The following is a 14,791-nucleotide window of genomic DNA, read 5'->3' as shown; positions in this document are numbered from 1 at the left end:
CGCCGCCACCCGGCCCGGTGCCATAGCCCGTCTCAGGACGCCGTGCCGGGCGTGTCCTCGGGGTCATGCTCGCCCAGGGTCGGCGCGCGGCGGTCGAGCGCCAGCGGGCTGTCGGAAAACCGCATCGGGCTGCGCAGGCCGGGCACGCCCTCGGGCTCGATCCTGAGCCCCCGCGCGATGACCTGCGGATCGTCGAAGACCTGATCGACCCTGTTGATCGGCCCGGCGGGCACGGTCGCGGCCTCGAAGGCGGCGAGCACCGCGTCGCGGCCCCATGCGGCAAGCGCCGTGCCCAGCGCCCCGGTGAGCGCCGCGCGGTTGGCCACCCGCGCGCCATTGGTGGCAAAGCGCGGATCGCCCGCCAGCTCGGGCAGTCCCAGAACGCCGCAGGCGCGGGCGAACTGCCCGTCATTGCCGACCGCGAGGATCAGGTCGCCATCCGAGGCCGAGAACACCTGATAGGGCGCGATGTTCGGGTGCGCGTTGCCCAGCCGGCGCGGCGCGGTGCCGGTGGCGAGGAAGTTCATCGCCTGGTTGGCGAGCACGCCGGTGGCGCAGTCCATCAGCGCCATGTCGATATGCTGGCCGCGCCCCGTCTTCTGGCGCGCGGCCAGCGCGGCCTGGATCGCGATGACGGAATAGAGCCCGGTGAAGATGTCGGTGAAGGCGACGCCGATCTTCTGCGGCTGGCCCTCGGGGTCGCCGGTCAGATCCATGATCCCCGACATGCCCTGGATGAGAAAGTCGTAGCCCGCACGATTCGCATAAGGCCCGTCCTGCCCGAAGCCGGTGATCGAGCAATAGACCAGCGCCGGGTTCTCCCCCTTGAGGCTGTCGTAATCGAGCCCGTATTTCGCCAGGCCCCCGACCTTGAAGTTCTCGATCACCACGTCGGCGCCTTTGATCAGCGAGCGGGTCAGCTCCAGCCCCGCGGGCGTGCGGAAATCGGCGGTGACGCTCTTCTTGCCGCGGTTGCAGGCGTGGAAATAGGCGGCCGAGCGGTCGCCCTCGACCTCGATCCAGGGCGGGCCCCAGCGGCGGGTGTCGTCGCCCTCGGGCGCCTCGACCTTGATCACCTCGGCCCCGAGATCGGCCAGCACCTGCCCGGCCCATGGCCCGGCGAGGATGCGCGCCAGCTCCACCACCCTGAGCCCCGCCAGCGGCGCCTGCGTCGCGTTCTCGCCCATCACGTCCCTCCCCCGATGACCACGGGCGGCACGCTAGCCGCGCCCCGGCGGGGCCGCAATGCGCACACGGGCCGCGGCGATGGTTTCACGTGGAGCGTTCGTGCCTTCCCTCCGCCCCGGGGGCTTGCGCCCGGCCCTGCCGGTGACGAGGGTGGAGGGCGAGCAGCCAAGGACGACCCCGATGACCGAGCCCGCCCCCTGGTGGCAAAGCGCCACCGCCTACCAGATCTACCCGCGCAGCTTTTGCGACAGCGATGGCGACGGCATCGGCGACATTCCCGGCATCATCTCGAAGCTCGATCATCTCGCCGATCTCGGGATCGGCTTCGTCTGGCTCTCGCCGGTCTATCGCAGCCCGATGGCCGATAATGGCTACGACATCTCGGATTACCGCGACATCGCGCCCGAATTCGGCACGCTCGACGACATGGACCGGCTCATCGCCGAGGCGAAGGCGCGCGGCATCGGCATCGTCATGGACCTCGTGGTGAACCATTCCTCGGACGAGCACGACTGGTTTCAGGAGGCGCGCAAGAGCCGCGACAACCCCTACCGCGACTACTATGTCTGGCGCGACCCGGGCCCCGATGGCGGCGCGCCCAACGACCTGCAATCGAATTTCGGCGGCCCGGCCTGGAGCTATGACGAGCGCACGGGGCAATACTACCTGCATCTCTTCGACCGCAAGCAGCCGGACCTGAACTGGCAGAACCCCGATCTGCGCCGCGCCATCTACGAGATGATGAACTGGTGGCTGGATCGCGGCGTCGCGGGCTTTCGGATGGATGTGATCGACCTGATCGGCAAGGACCCGGATGCGGGCATCACCGCCGACGGGCCGGACCTGCACCGCTTCATCCGCGAGATGCACGACGCCACCCTCAAGGGCCGCGACGTCGTCACCGTGGGCGAGGCGTGGAGCGCCACCACCGAAGGCGCGCTGAAATATTCGGGCCGGGAGGCGGGCGAGCTGTCGATGGTGTTCCAGTTCGCGCATATCGTGCAGGGCTGGGACGAGAGGCATGGCAAATGGCGGCCCCGGCCCTTCGATCTCGTCGGTTTCAAGAAGGTTCTGGCCGAGTGGCAGCTCGCGCTTTCCGAGGATGGCTGGAACTCGCTGTTCTGGAGCAATCACGACCTGCCGCGCGCGGTGTCGAAATACGGCGATGACGGGCGGTTTCGCGTCGTCTCGGCCAAGATGCTCGCCACCGCGCTGCACATGATGAAAGGCACGCCCTATATCTACCAGGGCGAGGAGATCGGCATGACCAACGCGGCCTTCACCGACATCTCGCAGTTCCGCGATATCGAGACGCTGAACTTCCACCGCATCCAGACCGCCGCAGGCGTCACGCCGGGCGATTTCCTCGCCGGGGCCAATTCCAACGGCCGCGACAATGCGCGCACGCCGATGCAATGGGATGCCGGGCCGCAGGCGGGCTTCACAAGCGGCGAGCCCTGGATCGAGGTGAACCCGAATCACGAGCGGATCAACGTCGCCGCCGACCGGGCCGACCCGGAGGGCATCATCGCCCATTACCGCGAGCTGGCGCGGCTCCGGCGCGAGCTCGCGGTGATGCGGCACGGGGATTATACCCCCTATCTCGAGGATCACCCCAAGCTCATGGCCTATGCCCGCCGTCTCGACGGGGCACGGATCTCGGTTCTGGCGAATTTCACCGGCGAGGAGGTGGCGGTGAAGGTGCCCGAAGGGCTGGCGATCTCGGGCCGGGCGATCAGCGCCAATTACCCGGGGCGCGAGACGCTCGCCGGCGAGGTCACGCTGCGCCCCTTCGAGGCGGTGGCGATCCTCGGGGAATAAGGCGCGGGCGCGTGGCCCGCGCCCGTTTTCAGACGGAGTAGTCTTCGGACAGCTCTTCGGCCGGCTCCACCGCGCGGCGGTAGAGGTGCCATGTCGCGTGGCCGAGGATCGGCAGCACGAAGATCAGGCCGATCATCAGCGTCGCCATGCCGAGCCCCAGCCCCGCCACCACGATGGCGCCCCAGATCGCGATGGTGCGCGGGTTCTCGCGCGACAGCCGCACCGAAGCGCGCACCGCGCGGCGCACGCCGACATGCCGGTCGAGCAGCAGCGGAAAGGAGATCACGCCGATCGCCAGCACCGAGACCGCGAGCACGAAGCCCAGCCCGGTGCCCACTACGATCATCGCCCAGCCCGGCCCGGTGGTCAGCGTGTCGGAGACGAAGGCGCCGATCGAAACCGGCGGCTCGGGGCCGAGCGTGACCGCATAGATGATCCAGGCCGAAAGCATCCAGACCACGAAGATCGCAAGCAGGGCCAGCCCCAGCGTCAGGATCGCGATCGCCGATGGCGCCTCGGCCACCTTGAAGGCCGCGGCCCAGCTGGGATGCCCGCCCGCCTTGCGCCTGCGGCTCATCTCGTAGAGCCCGAGCGCCGCGACGGGGCCCAAAAGCGCGAAACCGGTGATCAGCGGCACCAGCAGCGGCAGCAGCGTTTCGTTCATGGCAAAGCGGATCAGGATCAGCCCCGCCAGCGGATAGACCACGCACAGGAAGATCACGTCCGAGCGGAACGCCTTGAAATCCTCGTAGCCCGCGCGCAGCGCCGCGCGCAGGTCGCGCGTGCCGATCTCGCGCAGCACGATCGGCGCGGTGTCGCGTCCGGCCGTCTCATGCGCGCCCTTGCCCAGGTGATGCGAGCCCGCGTCGATCACATGCGCCGCCCAGCTGAGCGGGTTGCCGATCGTCTTGTCGATGTGGCCGTCGGTCTTGGCCATGATGCCGTCCTCCCTGATCGCCAAGGGACGGCCCCGCCGGGACCGGATGCGCCGCGGCGGGGTCATCCGGATGAGCCGATGCTAGCATGATTTCTCAGCTTTGGCTCTCACCGCCGCGTGTCCAAAGGTTACAACACGTCGCGCAGTCGTGAGGCGACGTGACCCCGCGATGGCCGCTGCCGCGCGTAGGGTGAAGTCACATGCAGTCAGGGAGGTAACGATGGCGACCAAGTTTGGTATCACGACGATGGCGGTGCTGGGGCTTGCCGGCGCGGCGATGGCGCAGGATGCGCCGATGTTCGGCGGCGAGGAGGACCAGGCCTATGCGCAGAAGGTCTGGCAGGCGATGGTCGAGCAGAACCTCGCCGGCGAGGGCGCGATCATGTCGTTTCCCTATCCGGGCACCATCAGTTTCAATAAAATTGCCGCAAAACATTAGGTTAGGTTATTCAGGCCGACCTCGATCCACCCCTGAATCCCCCTGTGGCCTTCTGGCTCGTCAGTCAGCGGCACAGCTAAGCGGGCCTTCGAGGCGCTACGCGGCCATGTCCTGCCGCGCTTACAGATTGGACGATGCAGCAACGACCTTCCGTGCATGGCGTGCGGCATCCAGAATCACCTTGCTCACCAAGCCCGCACTTTACCGGAGCAGCTCGGGAGGCAGTCTGTGGCTTAGTCAGGGAGAGCTGCCCACGGCAACGCGTGTTGAGCATGGCAACAGAGATGCAATTCTTCCCCTTGACGCGACTATGAACCCATCCTACCTTCCTGCTCAGGCATTGCCTGTTAGGTTCACCTTGTAGGGGGCCGCACCAAAGCTAGGCTTAGGCCTAGCTTTCTTGTTTTAAAAGCAAGAATACTTGATGCCCATCTGGCGAATTTTGTCAGCATCCCCGTCCAGAGCAAAATTCATGATACACCCTCGATCCCGGAGATGCCGGTAGAGGCCAAATCTATTGTCGTACTTCTGACGGGCGATAGAATAGATATAACTGTCCGCGAACTGCAAAAGCTTCGATGACTTATCTTTATACTCAATTGTAGACAGGATTTCCTGAAATACCTCCTTCTCAAGCGGCTGATATTTGCTGGACCTATCTTTGTCGAAAGCAAGCCCGTTCGATTTCAGGTCCCGGAAGTAGCCCTTTACAATAGGGTTAAACGGCGGATCACTCTCGAAGACGATGCGGAGCTTTTCCCCCTTCATTTTAGCATACTTAACCGCCCTTTCGACTGATATGTCGAAAGCAGTCCGGCAAAGCAGCCAGCTGTCTTCGCCATGCTCCTCTAGATACCCTCTAGCGACGTATCCGGGCCGGTCTACGACACAAGCCAACCCAATCGCTTTGATCTCGCAGAGCAGCAACGCGTAGTCTGCCCAAAATCCATCAACCCAAGCCTGCTTTTTCCTATTGAGCCAATGGAAACCCTTATACTGCCCTAGCATATCTGTGATATGAAAAGGTGTTCCGACGCCCCATTCATCGCAGAAATCTTTGTGAGCCTGCTTCGCGGCTGGTTCATCATCAGAATGGATAAGGAAGCCCCCAAACCCGAACCAGTCCCTGCCTTCTCGGCTCGCGTCTGGTTTCTTGTCCGGCCTACGATTGCCGGTTTCATCCATGTAGAATGTTAACATGCCGCTCTGCACCTTCTTGACACCGGCAGATGACCCAGAACCTCGTCAAATTGCAAGGCGAACAGGTCCTTACCCGTGTGCAACAACTAACGGCGGGTCCTTGGGGAACGACCTAATGTCAAACCACTTGAAGCATGTCCCATCAGCGTTGCGCTGGTCGCCTGACCGGAGGCGGTAGCCGTTGGCAGCCTGCCGGATAAGGGCCGCGCGGAATGCCTTCAGGTCCAGCAGCCACCATGCCGCCAGCCCTCTGCCGTCCTCCTTCGCATGGCCATAGAACATCCAGTCGCCGTTGCCGTTCACTATCTTGGCTAGTTCTGTCTCCGCGCCCGAGGCGACACGCGAGCGGATGGTGAACTCGTAGGGGTAGCGGGAGCCGTAGCCTGGCCGCCTCACCCTTGCCGCAACCCGCACGTCGCGGGCATCCAACATCATCAGGTCGGTGGCCTGCTGCCAGTCGAACGCATCGGCGGCGACGTCCAATAGCTGCGCGCCGACGATGCGCCGGATCTCGGGAAGGTAGCGGTCAGACCATGACCGATTGGCGGTGTAACAGTTCATCACTCGTATCCGATACCAGGGCGAGCGGGAAACACAGGCTCGCGATTTGGAAACACGTCTGCGAAGGCCCGCCCCGTCTGCTAATCTCTTTCCTACTCCGGGAAGCGTGTTTCTTTTCCATGGAGTAATGGGGAGAGGGCGAGGACGAGCCGAAGGCAGCGAGTGGAGGGGCCTGTCATTTGCCCCCTGCCAGCTGTCAGGGCGTGCCCGCCTGACCAGCCACGATGAACGCCCCATGACGCAGACGGCGCAGGAACAGATATTGCGGGTTTTGCATCTCCATCTCCCAGCCTTCCGTTCCGGGCATCCCTACAGGCCCCTCCAGGTTCCAGTAGACATCCATCATGGCGGCCAACCCTTCGGCGCTGGTCGGCACCATCCGCTGAAGCTGCCACTCGATACGGCGCTGGGCCTCTTCCGCTTCTTCGAGTTCGGGCGCGTCGAAGTGCCCTCCGACTTCCTCATCAAGCATTCCGGCCACAGCCGTCCGCATCGATTTCCAGCGCTGGCAGAGTGCGACGACAGGATCTTCGCCCGTTGCCGCCAGCCGCTCGGCATCAGCGCGCAGCGCCACCACAGTCTCCGACAGCATTCCCTCCTCCAGCAGGGCCTGCACCTTCGACAGGTACTCGCGTTGCGTCTTCGGCTCGGTGTCTCGAAGCCTCGCCTCGGCGGCCGTCACCTTCTCCTGCAGTGGCCCGAGTGTTTCGTCGTCGTACTTCGTAGCTTCGGCACTGCCTACGCCCATGGTATTCTCCAGCACCGTCAGGGCGCTCAGGGCGGCGTCCCGGGTGCTGCGGGCTTCCTGAAGCTTCGTCATGGCATGGGTGAACTGGCTCATTGTGGTCTCCTGCTATTGGCGGCCCGTCTCCGGGCTCAGAATGGGTGAACGGATTGGTTTGCAGCGGCATGACGGCGCGACAGGAACATCAGCCCCCAGAGCGCCAGCCATTCGTTCTCAGACGGAATTGCGGGCTGAGGCAGCTGGATAGCTTGCTGAGCGCGTTCCCTCCGAAGGGCCGCCAGATCCTCCCAGTCCTTCGGGGACAGCCGGTCCTGCCCCTCCAGTGTGGCGATGGCGTGCTCGATGGGCGACAGCTCCGACGGCTGCACGATGTTGCGCGCGGCGGCCTTCACTTCGGCCCATGCATCACGAAGGAACCGAGCCATCAGGAACCGGGTGAAACGGTTGTGCTGCATGTGCTGGTGCATCTTGGCCCAAGCGCGCCGCATAACGGTGGAGCAGGTGTCGGCCATCTGCGACTCCAGTGTTGAGAAATTATGTCAACGTGATACATACCTAGTGCACGGCGCTGCCGCAGTCAACACAGTGACAAAAGATTTTATATCAGGGAATCAATATGACGCCAGCACAAGTACGGATGGCCCGCGCCGCATTAAGACTCGGAGTACGGGAGCTGGCGCAGTTGGCGAATGTCACGCCTGCCACTGTCACTCGATTCGAGACCGAGAAGGGGGGGCTACAGCACAGCAGCGCCGAGGCCATCCGACGTGCCCTAGAGGCCGAAGGCGTGCAGTTTCTTGAAGAAGGCGCTGTTTCTGCCGGGCCGGGGATCGCTACCAAACTCAAACCCCAGGAGGACTCCTGATGAAATGGCATGAATGCGTCACCGCCAGAGCGGTCCATGCAGGGGATCATCTGGAGCGCGTCAGGTGGCCCGCTGGGAGTGACTTCAACTGCGAACCAGCACAGTTCACTATCAGCGATGTCACCGGGGGGATTGGCTGGTTGTGGACTTGGCCGGGCGACTGGGCGGTTAATCAAGCGTTAGACAGTCCAGACATTGCTCAATTCTTTGAGTGGGACGGTACCCCATTCGTCGGAACAGCTTTCTCCTGGCTACTTAGCCCAGCCCTCGCATTCCTACTGATCCTTGCGCTAGCAAGCATTGCTGATGCGCTCACCAAAGCCTTTCCCAAGAGGGGATCTAAATGACCGGCAACTATTAAACTGCCAAATAGGCAACGCAAATTATTTTATCTCAGTTGATAAGCCGTTGTCTATGAGGTCTCCCCGGCAGGTTAGCAGCCCCATAGATGCTTCGTCCGAGGCTACTCCGCGCGTGTGCTCCAGCTTTATCTTCTTGTCGATTTCCGAAAGCAACTCGGGTTCAGTTAGATCACCACGCGGCCGTTCAAAACTCATGTTACCGAACAAACCTGCAAAGACGCTGTAGCTCCCGAAGCGCAACATGCCTGTTTCCTCGGAAACACCCGCATCCAGCCTCACCTCCTTGAACCATTCAGCGCACTTGCCTTTCGCTTCAGCTTCTTCCTCGTCGGGATCGTAAGAAAATGCGCGGATGATGATTTCGTCATCATCCCAATTGTAATGAACGCCCGTGGGCGCCTTGATGCTCGTATTGTTCGAGAGCCTCTGCTCCAACCTGAATATACCCCAATCCATCATGGACAGGGAACTGTCCATCAGAAGATTTGAGAACCTATCAGGGGCCGCTGGGGTCGGGTGCGCCGAAGCCACCATTACAGAAATCAAGAGGCTTAATCGCGTAATATACAAGGCAACACCTTCCAGCATTGGACACTGCAACGTAGTGGCCGGAGAATGGGGCTAACGCAGCACTCTCCGGCCATACAGCTTTAACTTTACTTGGATTGGTCAGCCGTTGCATAGCCCGCGTGCCGCAGGAAGGCTTCGATGTTCCGAGCTGCCTGGGCGTCCTTCCGCACCTCGGCCAGCAGCGGTGCCAGCGCGCCTTGGGCATCGCGCGACATCAAGGTACGGGCTATGAGCGTGCGGGTTTCCTCGTTCATGCCACTCGCCGCAGCCGCACCCTTCCGGGCGACCTGTGCAATAGCCTCGCCAAGCCGGTTCTGCGCCAAGGCTGCGAAGATGCCCGCGTTGTCCATGTCGATGCCATCCGCGATGTTGTCTGCCGTCTGGCTTCCGCCCAGCGCGGCCCGGCGGGTTTCGAACATGTCGGTTTCCCGCGCCAGCCTGCGATTCCATTGCGCTGGATCGGCTGCCATGGCCTCCATCAGGCCCCTGTGGCGGGGTGTAGTGAACGGGTCAGCCTTGTTGATGTTAGGTCTGGCGTTCTCGATGCCCTCCAGCATGAAGCTGCCGTACCCAGACCGCTGCGCCGCTTGCTCAGGGGCCGGAGCGTTCTGATACTGAGGCACCACGTCAGCCACGCGGGTGCGGGACTGCCCCGCAGCCCTGCCGGTGTCGATGGCATCAATGGCCGACGACGAGCGGCGATAGGCTGCGTTCGCGCTGGCAAAGCGCCCACTGGACGCCTCAAGCGCGGCGGTCAGTTGGTCGTAGAGCGGGCGCAGGTCCGAGGCCACGTCGCCGTTGCGCTCCATTTGGCGGCGCAGGTCGGTGCGAATGTCCATGACCGTATTGAAGTCGATAAGCTGCTCGCCGCCCTTCTCCATGCGATCACGCAGGGCCTTGAGGCGGTTGCCGAGCGGGCCTTGGCTCAGGGCGCTGTCCCCAAGGATCGGGTCACGCCGCAGCGTCTTGTCGATGGTCGCCAGTGCGCCATTCAGGTTCACCGGCCTTGCCGACTGCCGGGCTTGCTCATAGGCGATATTGCCACGACGGGACCTGCTGGCTTCCATCGACGCGCGGCGCTGTGCTGCCGTGTCAGGAACGCCGAGAGCGTCGTTGACGAACTCCCCCATACGGTCGCCCTGCGCGCGCTGGCGGGCTTCCAAGAGGTTGGCGACCTCGGTGCGGCCCTGCCCCGGCTGCCGCGCGACACCGGCCAACGCGCGCTGCCCAGAGTGGCCCAGCGCGTCAGCAAGAACGAAGTCAGACTGACCGTCACGGGCCGCATCCGCGAGGCTGCGCTCGATGTCGTCAACGGACATACCCGACCGCTCTACGGCACGTGCCACGGGGCGTGCAGCCCGTGCGGCACTGGCCCGGCCCAGCAAGCCGTTGGTCATCCCTGCGACGGGGTCCACGACTGCGCGCCCAGCAGCGTTGAGGCCCTTGGCGGCGACAGGAGCCGCCCCGCCCAGCGCGCCACCCATCAGCGCGCCCCACAGTCCCTCTGAGAGCACGTCCCGGCCATCCGCGTTGCCCACGCCGACGACCGCCCCTTCCGCAGCGCCGACCTTCCCCATGTTGGCAATGGCTGACATCAGACCACCGCCCACTCTGACAGGCAGTGCCGCCGCTGATGTCGCGGTACCGCCTACGATGTCGCCGCCGATGGTCGTCCACGGGTGGTCTTCACGGTATTCGTCGCGCTGGGCGCGGATGCGGTCAACCGTGGAGCCATAGCGTTCGGCCATGGGGGTCGAATAGTCGAACATGGACACGTTGCCCTCTTCGTCCGTCGAGCCGCCCAACGGGACAGCTAGCGCGCCCGCGAGGTTGTCCATGAAGCCGAAGGACAGGCCGTTGCCCAGCGATGAGACAGCCGCGCCTAGCTGGCTGCTTTCCGGCTCCTTGGGAGCCCCCTGCGCTTGAGCCTCAAGTTCCAGCCTGCGGCGACGGGCAGCAGCGCGGACGCGGGCTTCTTCTGGCGTCATGTTCCGGGCAATAACGGCTCGCGCTTCCTCTTCAAGGGCAAGCCGCTTTTGGATCGCTGCCGACATCGTAGCTTTGTCCGTGCCCTCTGGGAATTCGAAGATCCGCCCGCCAGCGATTTCGACCTCGATGATGCCGGGCCGCGACGGACGCGCTTCCCCTTGGAGGGCGGTGCCCGCTTGGGCAGCCTTCAGGGCGTTGCGCCGAGCCAGTTCGGCCTTGGCTTCTTCTAGTGTGGCCATCAGTTGCCCTCCTTCGTCAGGCGTTCAATGTCTGTGGTGGTTGCTTGGCGGTAGCCGCCCCGGCTGAATCCGGTCATTTCGACCAGCCTTCCAGTTCCGGGCGACACCCGTGGATGCGCTGATGCATGTCGCTCACGCGGGCATCGAAGACTGCGGGGCGCTGGTTGCCTGGCCAGCGAAGCGTCACGCCTTCATGCTCGGCGCTGGGCAGGATCATTGCGCTATGGGGCGTCTCGACCCACTGGCCGCATTGGTTGCTCATCTGCACGTAGTAGATCATCGTGATTTCATCGCTGACCTGACCGGCAGCTTGCTCAAGCTGAGCGACACGCTTTTTCATGCTCATTGGTCCGAACCTTCCATGCTGGGAGTGTGGCGACGGTCTCCGAGACGGCGGCCATGCACGGCGACGTAATCCATCAGGTCTCTGATGGTGCCGACGTAGCCGATGGCGACATCGGTCGCGGCCTTGTCGCCGAAGCACATGATGCCGAACGGCGAGGTGATGCCATTGCGATGCGCGTGAGCCGTGACAGCCTCATGGCGCTCGGCTTCCGTCCAGGCGATGGGCACCGTGGCGATGACAACCGTTTCTTCTGTTCCCGTCTCCAGTGCGGAGACACGGGCTTTCAATCGGGGGCTCATTTGCGCTGCTCCAGTGCGATGATGCGGGTTTCCAGTTCGGTGGCCTCCAAGGTGCGCCGGTAGGCATCGACCAGCGCCATGACATGGCTGCCCTCGGCGGGCGTCAGTTCGGCATTGGCAACGGCGGTGAGGATCGCAGCGGCGGCCGTGGTGGCGTCCTGCGCCGAGGCCATGACGGGAAGGGCGAACTCGACGGGTGCATCCTTCCGAGGCGGGGCAATCCGCTCCAGGCACACCCGCAGAGCCGCGCTGTCGCCCGCCAAGGCCATCTCCACGGCTTTGCGGGTCAGGGCCTCGGCCTCGCCATCCAGCAGTGCCAGCGTGGCCTGTGTGGCTCTGTGGCGGCTGCCCCGGGGCTTGCCGGGGTTGCCCGGTGCAAAGGTGCCATCAGGATTGCGAGCGCCCGATTTTGCGCCGCTGTTTCGGTCTGCTGGCGCGCGCAGTGGCCCTTTGGACCAATAGTGGTCGACATAAGTAAGCATTAAACCCCTCCCCCCTTCTTCTCCGGGGATTGACTGCCGTGAAGCATGGTGACGTTTGCGGCGGTCGCTCGAAGGCGGTTCAGCCGATAGGTGCGTGGCTGCTTTCCCGCGACGTGGCAGGCAGCGACAGTGAGCAGGCCCGCGTCTTGCAGTGATCTCCGAGCGGACAGGAAACGGCGGCGCGTCAGGTCGGTATGGCCAGCGGCAGCCATGGCGGCATGATCCAGCGGAAATGCTCTGGCAGGTGCATGGCCATGCAGGTCTTGGAGCATCACGAAGAGCGCGATGGCATCGGATGTGTTCGGCAGGCCCTTCAGCGCATCGAGCGCAGTCCTGTGAAGGCGGAACTCGCTGTCACGGCCTCGGTACACCTTGCCCTCCAGTCGCTTCGACCATGCCCAGTCGGCAATCTTGCGCAGTTCGCCATCCGGCACTGTGGCTGGATCTTCGCATTCGTCATCGCGGATGAACTGGAGATTGCCGAACAGCTCGTCGGCATCGTCCACCGTCTCGACCATCTGCACGGCGGCGACGGTAAGCGCGTAATTGCGGCTGCCGGTCTCGATGCGCCCCGAGGGGCGGGAGGCAGTCGGCCCTGCCGATGCGAGTCGAATCTCGGGCAGTGCATCCACGCCCAGCGCGCCCTTGGCTGGAACGTACTCGCCGCCGTCGGGGCGAACCGATCCCGGCCCCATGACATAGCTGCTGGGACCGCGCTTGATGTCGACGGGCAGCCCCTCGCCGCGCAGGTTCGGGAACGTGCCCCCATCGGCCCGGTAGTAGAGATGACGGCCACGCGGAGTTTTGACGTGAACCGGAGACGCGCCGAAGCGCGCCTCCATGTCAGCGACCAAAGCCGGATCGTCGGCATCGCAGTCGATCACCGCCAGACCGCCTAGGCGGACGCCGTAGCAGCTGGAGCCGATGCGGTGCATGGGGGCCAGCACCCGAGCGAGCGGGATGCGCTGGGCGCTGCTGAAGCCCAGGAGCGGCGACTTGCTGTCAGCGCCCTTGCCCAGCGGCAGGAGGCTGAAGCCCCGCCCATGTAGCTGCGCCATCTGCTGGGACGGCACCCCCTTCGAGAGGATTGAGCCCAGCGCCGTCATGCCGCCCTCCCGATAAACTGCATCAGGGTTTCGCGCTCGACGGCTTCAACCTGCTTGAGGTGAGCGAGTTGGTCGTAAGGCAGGTGACGCTCGATGGCCTCCCGCACGATGTCCCGCAGCAGCTCGGGAGGAATGGCGTCCAGCTCGGCGGCAAAGGCGTGCGGCCACCGCCGGTCAGCCGTGGTGCCCCGCTTTGCAGGACGTGTCGGCAGATCCATGTCGATCACCTGCCGCTCCGACAGCCCCAGCCGCTCGAAGATGACCGGAACGCCGTACTCCCTGCCGAAGCGCTCGACCTTCTCTTGCAGTGAGGCGGCGGCGTCCTGCCCGGATCGGTCGAAATCATAGAGCGAGTAGACGACCAGCGTCTTCCCGGCCCCAGCCAGATTCGCAACTGCCGAATGCGCGAAGGTTTCGGAGGTGTAGCCGCCGGTCGGCATCAAGGGGACATCGTATTCCCGCGTGACCGGCATCAGAACACCAGCGAGCGCCGACTTCTCCAGCCAGATTTCGACTTCGAGGGCAGTCTCCGCCCAGAGGTTCTTGCGGTAGACCAGCGCCGTGTCTTGGAGGGCCTGTTCCCAGCCGTCATAGGACTGCGCCTTGCGCATGTAGCGCGTGGCATCGGCTATGCAGGCATAGGGCATCCGCCCGTCGCGGCGCAGCTTGAGAACCTGGGCCTGCACCTTCGCATAGCCGCTCTCGGACTTCTCGATGAGCCCGGCCACAGTCGCGGCGTAGAAGAGTTGGCGCACCGTCACCGGCGCGTTGAGGCGAGCGAACCGGAGGAGGAACGACGCACGTTCCTCCATCTCGGCTTGAGTGGCCCGGTGACGCTTTATCGGGCCAGCCTGATAAGTGGGCGTCATTCGCGGCCCTCCCCGTAGGCAAGGACTGCGACGGCGCGGGCAGCGGCTTCGGTGAGGCCATGAAGGCGACGGAGGCGGGCAACCTGGACGGCCATCACGCGGCCACCTCCAGGGCAGCACGGCGCTCGATGTACTCGACCTTGTCGGCCAGCACATAGACGCCATAGCGGGTCACGTCGTCGCCATGGTCTTCCTCGAAGTAGACCGTCTCGATGTCGATGCCGTAGTTGTGGCGTAGCAGGTTCACGACGTCGGAGAGCCGCACCGGGCTCGCGCAGTAGACGTGCGAGCGCATCAAGGCTTCGAGCATCTGGCGCTTGCGCTTGCGCAGCACGATGACGCTTTCGCTGCCATCGGCCTTCGTCACGCGGAACCAGCCGTCGTGGCGCTTGCGGGGAAGGTCGCGGCTGGACATGATCCAGCAGGTATTGGGCGAAGGACGCTTTTGCTCTTGGGTCATTATCGATCCTCTCAGTATTGAAGGAGCGGATCGGTCGTGCTATCTATTCAGTGTGAGCCGAAAGATATGCCCCGCCCGATCCTGATGGATTGAGGTGGGGTTTTCTTTAGGCAGCGTGGCGCTGTGCATCGGCCTTGGCGATGACAGCTTCGATATCCGACAGCCGCCAGCGCGACATGCCGCCAATCTTGATGGCAGGGGGGATTGTTCCGTCGGCTACACGACGCCAGAACGTCGGAACGCTGCATCCGAGATACTCTGCGCCATCCCGGACGTTGATAAGGCGGTGGGTGAAGTCGTTGAAGTCCATAGA

17 protein-coding genes are annotated in these 14,791 nt (G+C 63.9%); 2 read left to right on the top strand and 15 right to left on the bottom strand.

Features of this window, described 5'->3' with window-relative positions:
• Positions 1–32: 32 nt before the first annotated feature.
• A complete protein-coding gene (locus tag CJ301_RS10275) occupies positions 33–1,187 on the bottom strand; it encodes a CaiB/BaiF CoA transferase family protein (protein WP_099277016.1) in 1,155 nt (384 codons plus the stop codon).
• A 181-nt stretch (positions 1,188–1,368) separates the two neighbouring features.
• Here CJ301_RS10275 and CJ301_RS10270 point away from each other — a divergent pair, with 181 nt between their 5' ends.
• Positions 1,369–3,009, top strand: a complete 1,641-nt coding sequence (locus CJ301_RS10270) for an alpha-glucosidase (RefSeq protein WP_099277014.1) — start codon at positions 1,369–1,371, stop codon at positions 3,007–3,009.
• Between the two features lie 28 nt (positions 3,010–3,037).
• Here the strand turns inward: CJ301_RS10270 and CJ301_RS10265 are convergent, their stop codons facing one another.
• Positions 3,038–3,946, bottom strand: a complete 909-nt coding sequence (locus tag CJ301_RS10265) for a DUF2189 domain-containing protein (protein ID WP_099277012.1) — start codon at positions 3,944–3,946, stop codon at positions 3,038–3,040.
• Positions 3,947–4,166: 220 nt separating this feature from the next.
• Between CJ301_RS10265 and CJ301_RS10260 the strand changes: the two genes are divergently transcribed.
• Positions 4,167–4,385, top strand: a complete 219-nt coding sequence (locus CJ301_RS10260) for a hypothetical protein (protein WP_099277010.1) — start codon at positions 4,167–4,169, stop codon at positions 4,383–4,385.
• 405 nt (positions 4,386–4,790) lie between these two features.
• Here CJ301_RS10260 and CJ301_RS10255 read toward each other — a convergent pair whose 3' ends face one another.
• From CJ301_RS10255 to CJ301_RS10190, 13 genes are all read right to left on the bottom strand, one after another.
• The gene (locus tag CJ301_RS10255) at positions 4,791–5,585 is read right to left on the bottom strand and encodes a DUF3800 domain-containing protein (RefSeq protein WP_099277008.1); all 795 of its coding nucleotides are present in this window, start codon (positions 5,583–5,585) and stop codon (positions 4,791–4,793) included.
• 69 nt (positions 5,586–5,654) lie between these two features.
• Positions 5,655–6,146: a hypothetical protein gene (locus CJ301_RS10250; protein ID WP_099277006.1), complete on the bottom strand. Its 492-nt coding sequence runs from the start codon at positions 6,144–6,146 to the stop codon at positions 5,655–5,657.
• Between the two features lie 196 nt (positions 6,147–6,342).
• Positions 6,343–6,987 carry a hypothetical protein gene (locus tag CJ301_RS10245; protein ID WP_099277004.1) on the bottom strand — a complete coding sequence of 215 codons (645 nt, stop codon included), beginning with the start codon at positions 6,985–6,987 and terminating at the stop codon, positions 6,343–6,345.
• A gap of 35 nt (positions 6,988–7,022) precedes the next feature.
• On the bottom strand, positions 7,023–7,403 hold the full coding sequence (locus CJ301_RS10240; RefSeq protein WP_099277002.1) for a hypothetical protein: 381 nt from the start codon (positions 7,401–7,403) through the stop codon (positions 7,023–7,025).
• Between the two features lie 736 nt (positions 7,404–8,139).
• Complete coding sequence (locus tag CJ301_RS10230; RefSeq protein WP_216823283.1) at positions 8,140–8,595, bottom strand: hypothetical protein; 456 nt, start codon at positions 8,593–8,595, stop codon at positions 8,140–8,142.
• Between the two features lie 179 nt (positions 8,596–8,774).
• Positions 8,775–10,916, bottom strand: coding sequence for a hypothetical protein (locus tag CJ301_RS10225; RefSeq protein ID WP_099276996.1), 2,142 nt, complete (start codon positions 10,914–10,916; stop codon positions 8,775–8,777).
• Between the two features lie 73 nt (positions 10,917–10,989).
• Positions 10,990–11,262 (bottom strand): hypothetical protein, encoded by a 273-nt coding sequence (locus tag CJ301_RS10220; protein ID WP_162620495.1) that lies wholly within the window; start codon positions 11,260–11,262, stop codon positions 10,990–10,992.
• Positions 11,259–11,561: a hypothetical protein gene (locus tag CJ301_RS10215; RefSeq protein ID WP_162620494.1), complete on the bottom strand. Its 303-nt coding sequence runs from the start codon at positions 11,559–11,561 to the stop codon at positions 11,259–11,261. Before CJ301_RS10215 ends, CJ301_RS10220 begins: the two co-directional genes overlap by 4 nt.
• The gene (locus CJ301_RS10210) at positions 11,558–12,043 is read right to left on the bottom strand and encodes a hypothetical protein (protein ID WP_254050124.1); all 486 of its coding nucleotides are present in this window, start codon (positions 12,041–12,043) and stop codon (positions 11,558–11,560) included. Before CJ301_RS10210 ends, CJ301_RS10215 begins: the two co-directional genes overlap by 4 nt.
• Positions 12,043–13,149, bottom strand: coding sequence for a bifunctional DNA primase/polymerase (locus CJ301_RS10205; protein WP_099276990.1), 1,107 nt, complete (start codon positions 13,147–13,149; stop codon positions 12,043–12,045). Before CJ301_RS10205 ends, CJ301_RS10210 begins: the two co-directional genes overlap by 1 nt.
• Positions 13,146–14,018, bottom strand: a complete 873-nt coding sequence (locus CJ301_RS10200) for a hypothetical protein (RefSeq protein ID WP_099276988.1) — start codon at positions 14,016–14,018, stop codon at positions 13,146–13,148. The genes CJ301_RS10205 and CJ301_RS10200 overlap by 4 nt, the downstream gene beginning before the upstream one ends.
• Positions 14,019–14,112: 94 nt before the next feature.
• The gene (locus tag CJ301_RS10195; RefSeq protein WP_099276986.1) at positions 14,113–14,478 is read right to left on the bottom strand and encodes a hypothetical protein; all 366 of its coding nucleotides are present in this window, start codon (positions 14,476–14,478) and stop codon (positions 14,113–14,115) included.
• Positions 14,479–14,584: 106 nt separating this feature from the next.
• Positions 14,585–14,791, bottom strand: a 207-nt coding sequence (locus CJ301_RS10190; protein ID WP_367869645.1) for a helix-turn-helix transcriptional regulator, incomplete at its 5' end; no start/stop codon positions are given.

The organism is Limimaricola cinnabarinus, assembly GCF_002723615.1.
Lineage (GTDB): Bacteria > Pseudomonadota > Alphaproteobacteria > Rhodobacterales > Rhodobacteraceae > Limimaricola > Limimaricola cinnabarinus_B.
Note: the sequence above shows the minus strand (reverse complement) of the source record. Positions and strands in the feature narration are given on the sequence as shown.

What these genes read in the sequence shown, in the direction of transcription:
- CJ301_RS10200 (WP_099276988.1), bottom strand. Translation starts at nt 14,018, where the DNA reads ATGACGCCCACTTATCAGGCTGGCCCGATAAAGCGTCACCGGGCCACT.
- CJ301_RS10230 (WP_216823283.1), bottom strand. Translation starts at nt 8,595, where the DNA reads ATGGACAGTTCCCTGTCCATGATGGATTGGGGTATATTCAGGTTGGAG.
- CJ301_RS10275 (WP_099277016.1), bottom strand. Translation starts at nt 1,187, where the DNA reads ATGGGCGAGAACGCGACGCAGGCGCCGCTGGCGGGGCTCAGGGTGGTG.
- CJ301_RS10220 (WP_162620495.1), bottom strand. Translation starts at nt 11,262, where the DNA reads ATGAGCATGAAAAAGCGTGTCGCTCAGCTTGAGCAAGCTGCCGGTCAG.
- CJ301_RS10195 (WP_099276986.1), bottom strand. Translation starts at nt 14,478, where the DNA reads ATGACCCAAGAGCAAAAGCGTCCTTCGCCCAATACCTGCTGGATCATG.
- CJ301_RS10205 (WP_099276990.1), bottom strand. Translation starts at nt 13,149, where the DNA reads ATGACGGCGCTGGGCTCAATCCTCTCGAAGGGGGTGCCGTCCCAGCAG.
- CJ301_RS10225 (WP_099276996.1), bottom strand. Translation starts at nt 10,916, where the DNA reads ATGGCCACACTAGAAGAAGCCAAGGCCGAACTGGCTCGGCGCAACGCC.
- CJ301_RS10255 (WP_099277008.1), bottom strand. Translation starts at nt 5,585, where the DNA reads ATGTTAACATTCTACATGGATGAAACCGGCAATCGTAGGCCGGACAAG.
- CJ301_RS10240 (WP_099277002.1), bottom strand. Translation starts at nt 7,403, where the DNA reads ATGGCCGACACCTGCTCCACCGTTATGCGGCGCGCTTGGGCCAAGATG.
- CJ301_RS10215 (WP_162620494.1), bottom strand. Translation starts at nt 11,561, where the DNA reads ATGAGCCCCCGATTGAAAGCCCGTGTCTCCGCACTGGAGACGGGAACA.
- CJ301_RS10265 (WP_099277012.1), bottom strand. Translation starts at nt 3,946, where the DNA reads ATGGCCAAGACCGACGGCCACATCGACAAGACGATCGGCAACCCGCTC.
- CJ301_RS10270 (WP_099277014.1), top strand. Translation starts at nt 1,369, where the DNA reads ATGACCGAGCCCGCCCCCTGGTGGCAAAGCGCCACCGCCTACCAGATC.
- CJ301_RS10250 (WP_099277006.1), bottom strand. Translation starts at nt 6,146, where the DNA reads ATGAACTGTTACACCGCCAATCGGTCATGGTCTGACCGCTACCTTCCC.
- CJ301_RS10245 (WP_099277004.1), bottom strand. Translation starts at nt 6,987, where the DNA reads ATGAGCCAGTTCACCCATGCCATGACGAAGCTTCAGGAAGCCCGCAGC.
- CJ301_RS10260 (WP_099277010.1), top strand. Translation starts at nt 4,167, where the DNA reads ATGGCGACCAAGTTTGGTATCACGACGATGGCGGTGCTGGGGCTTGCC.
- CJ301_RS10210 (WP_254050124.1), bottom strand. Translation starts at nt 12,043, where the DNA reads ATGCTTACTTATGTCGACCACTATTGGTCCAAAGGGCCACTGCGCGCG.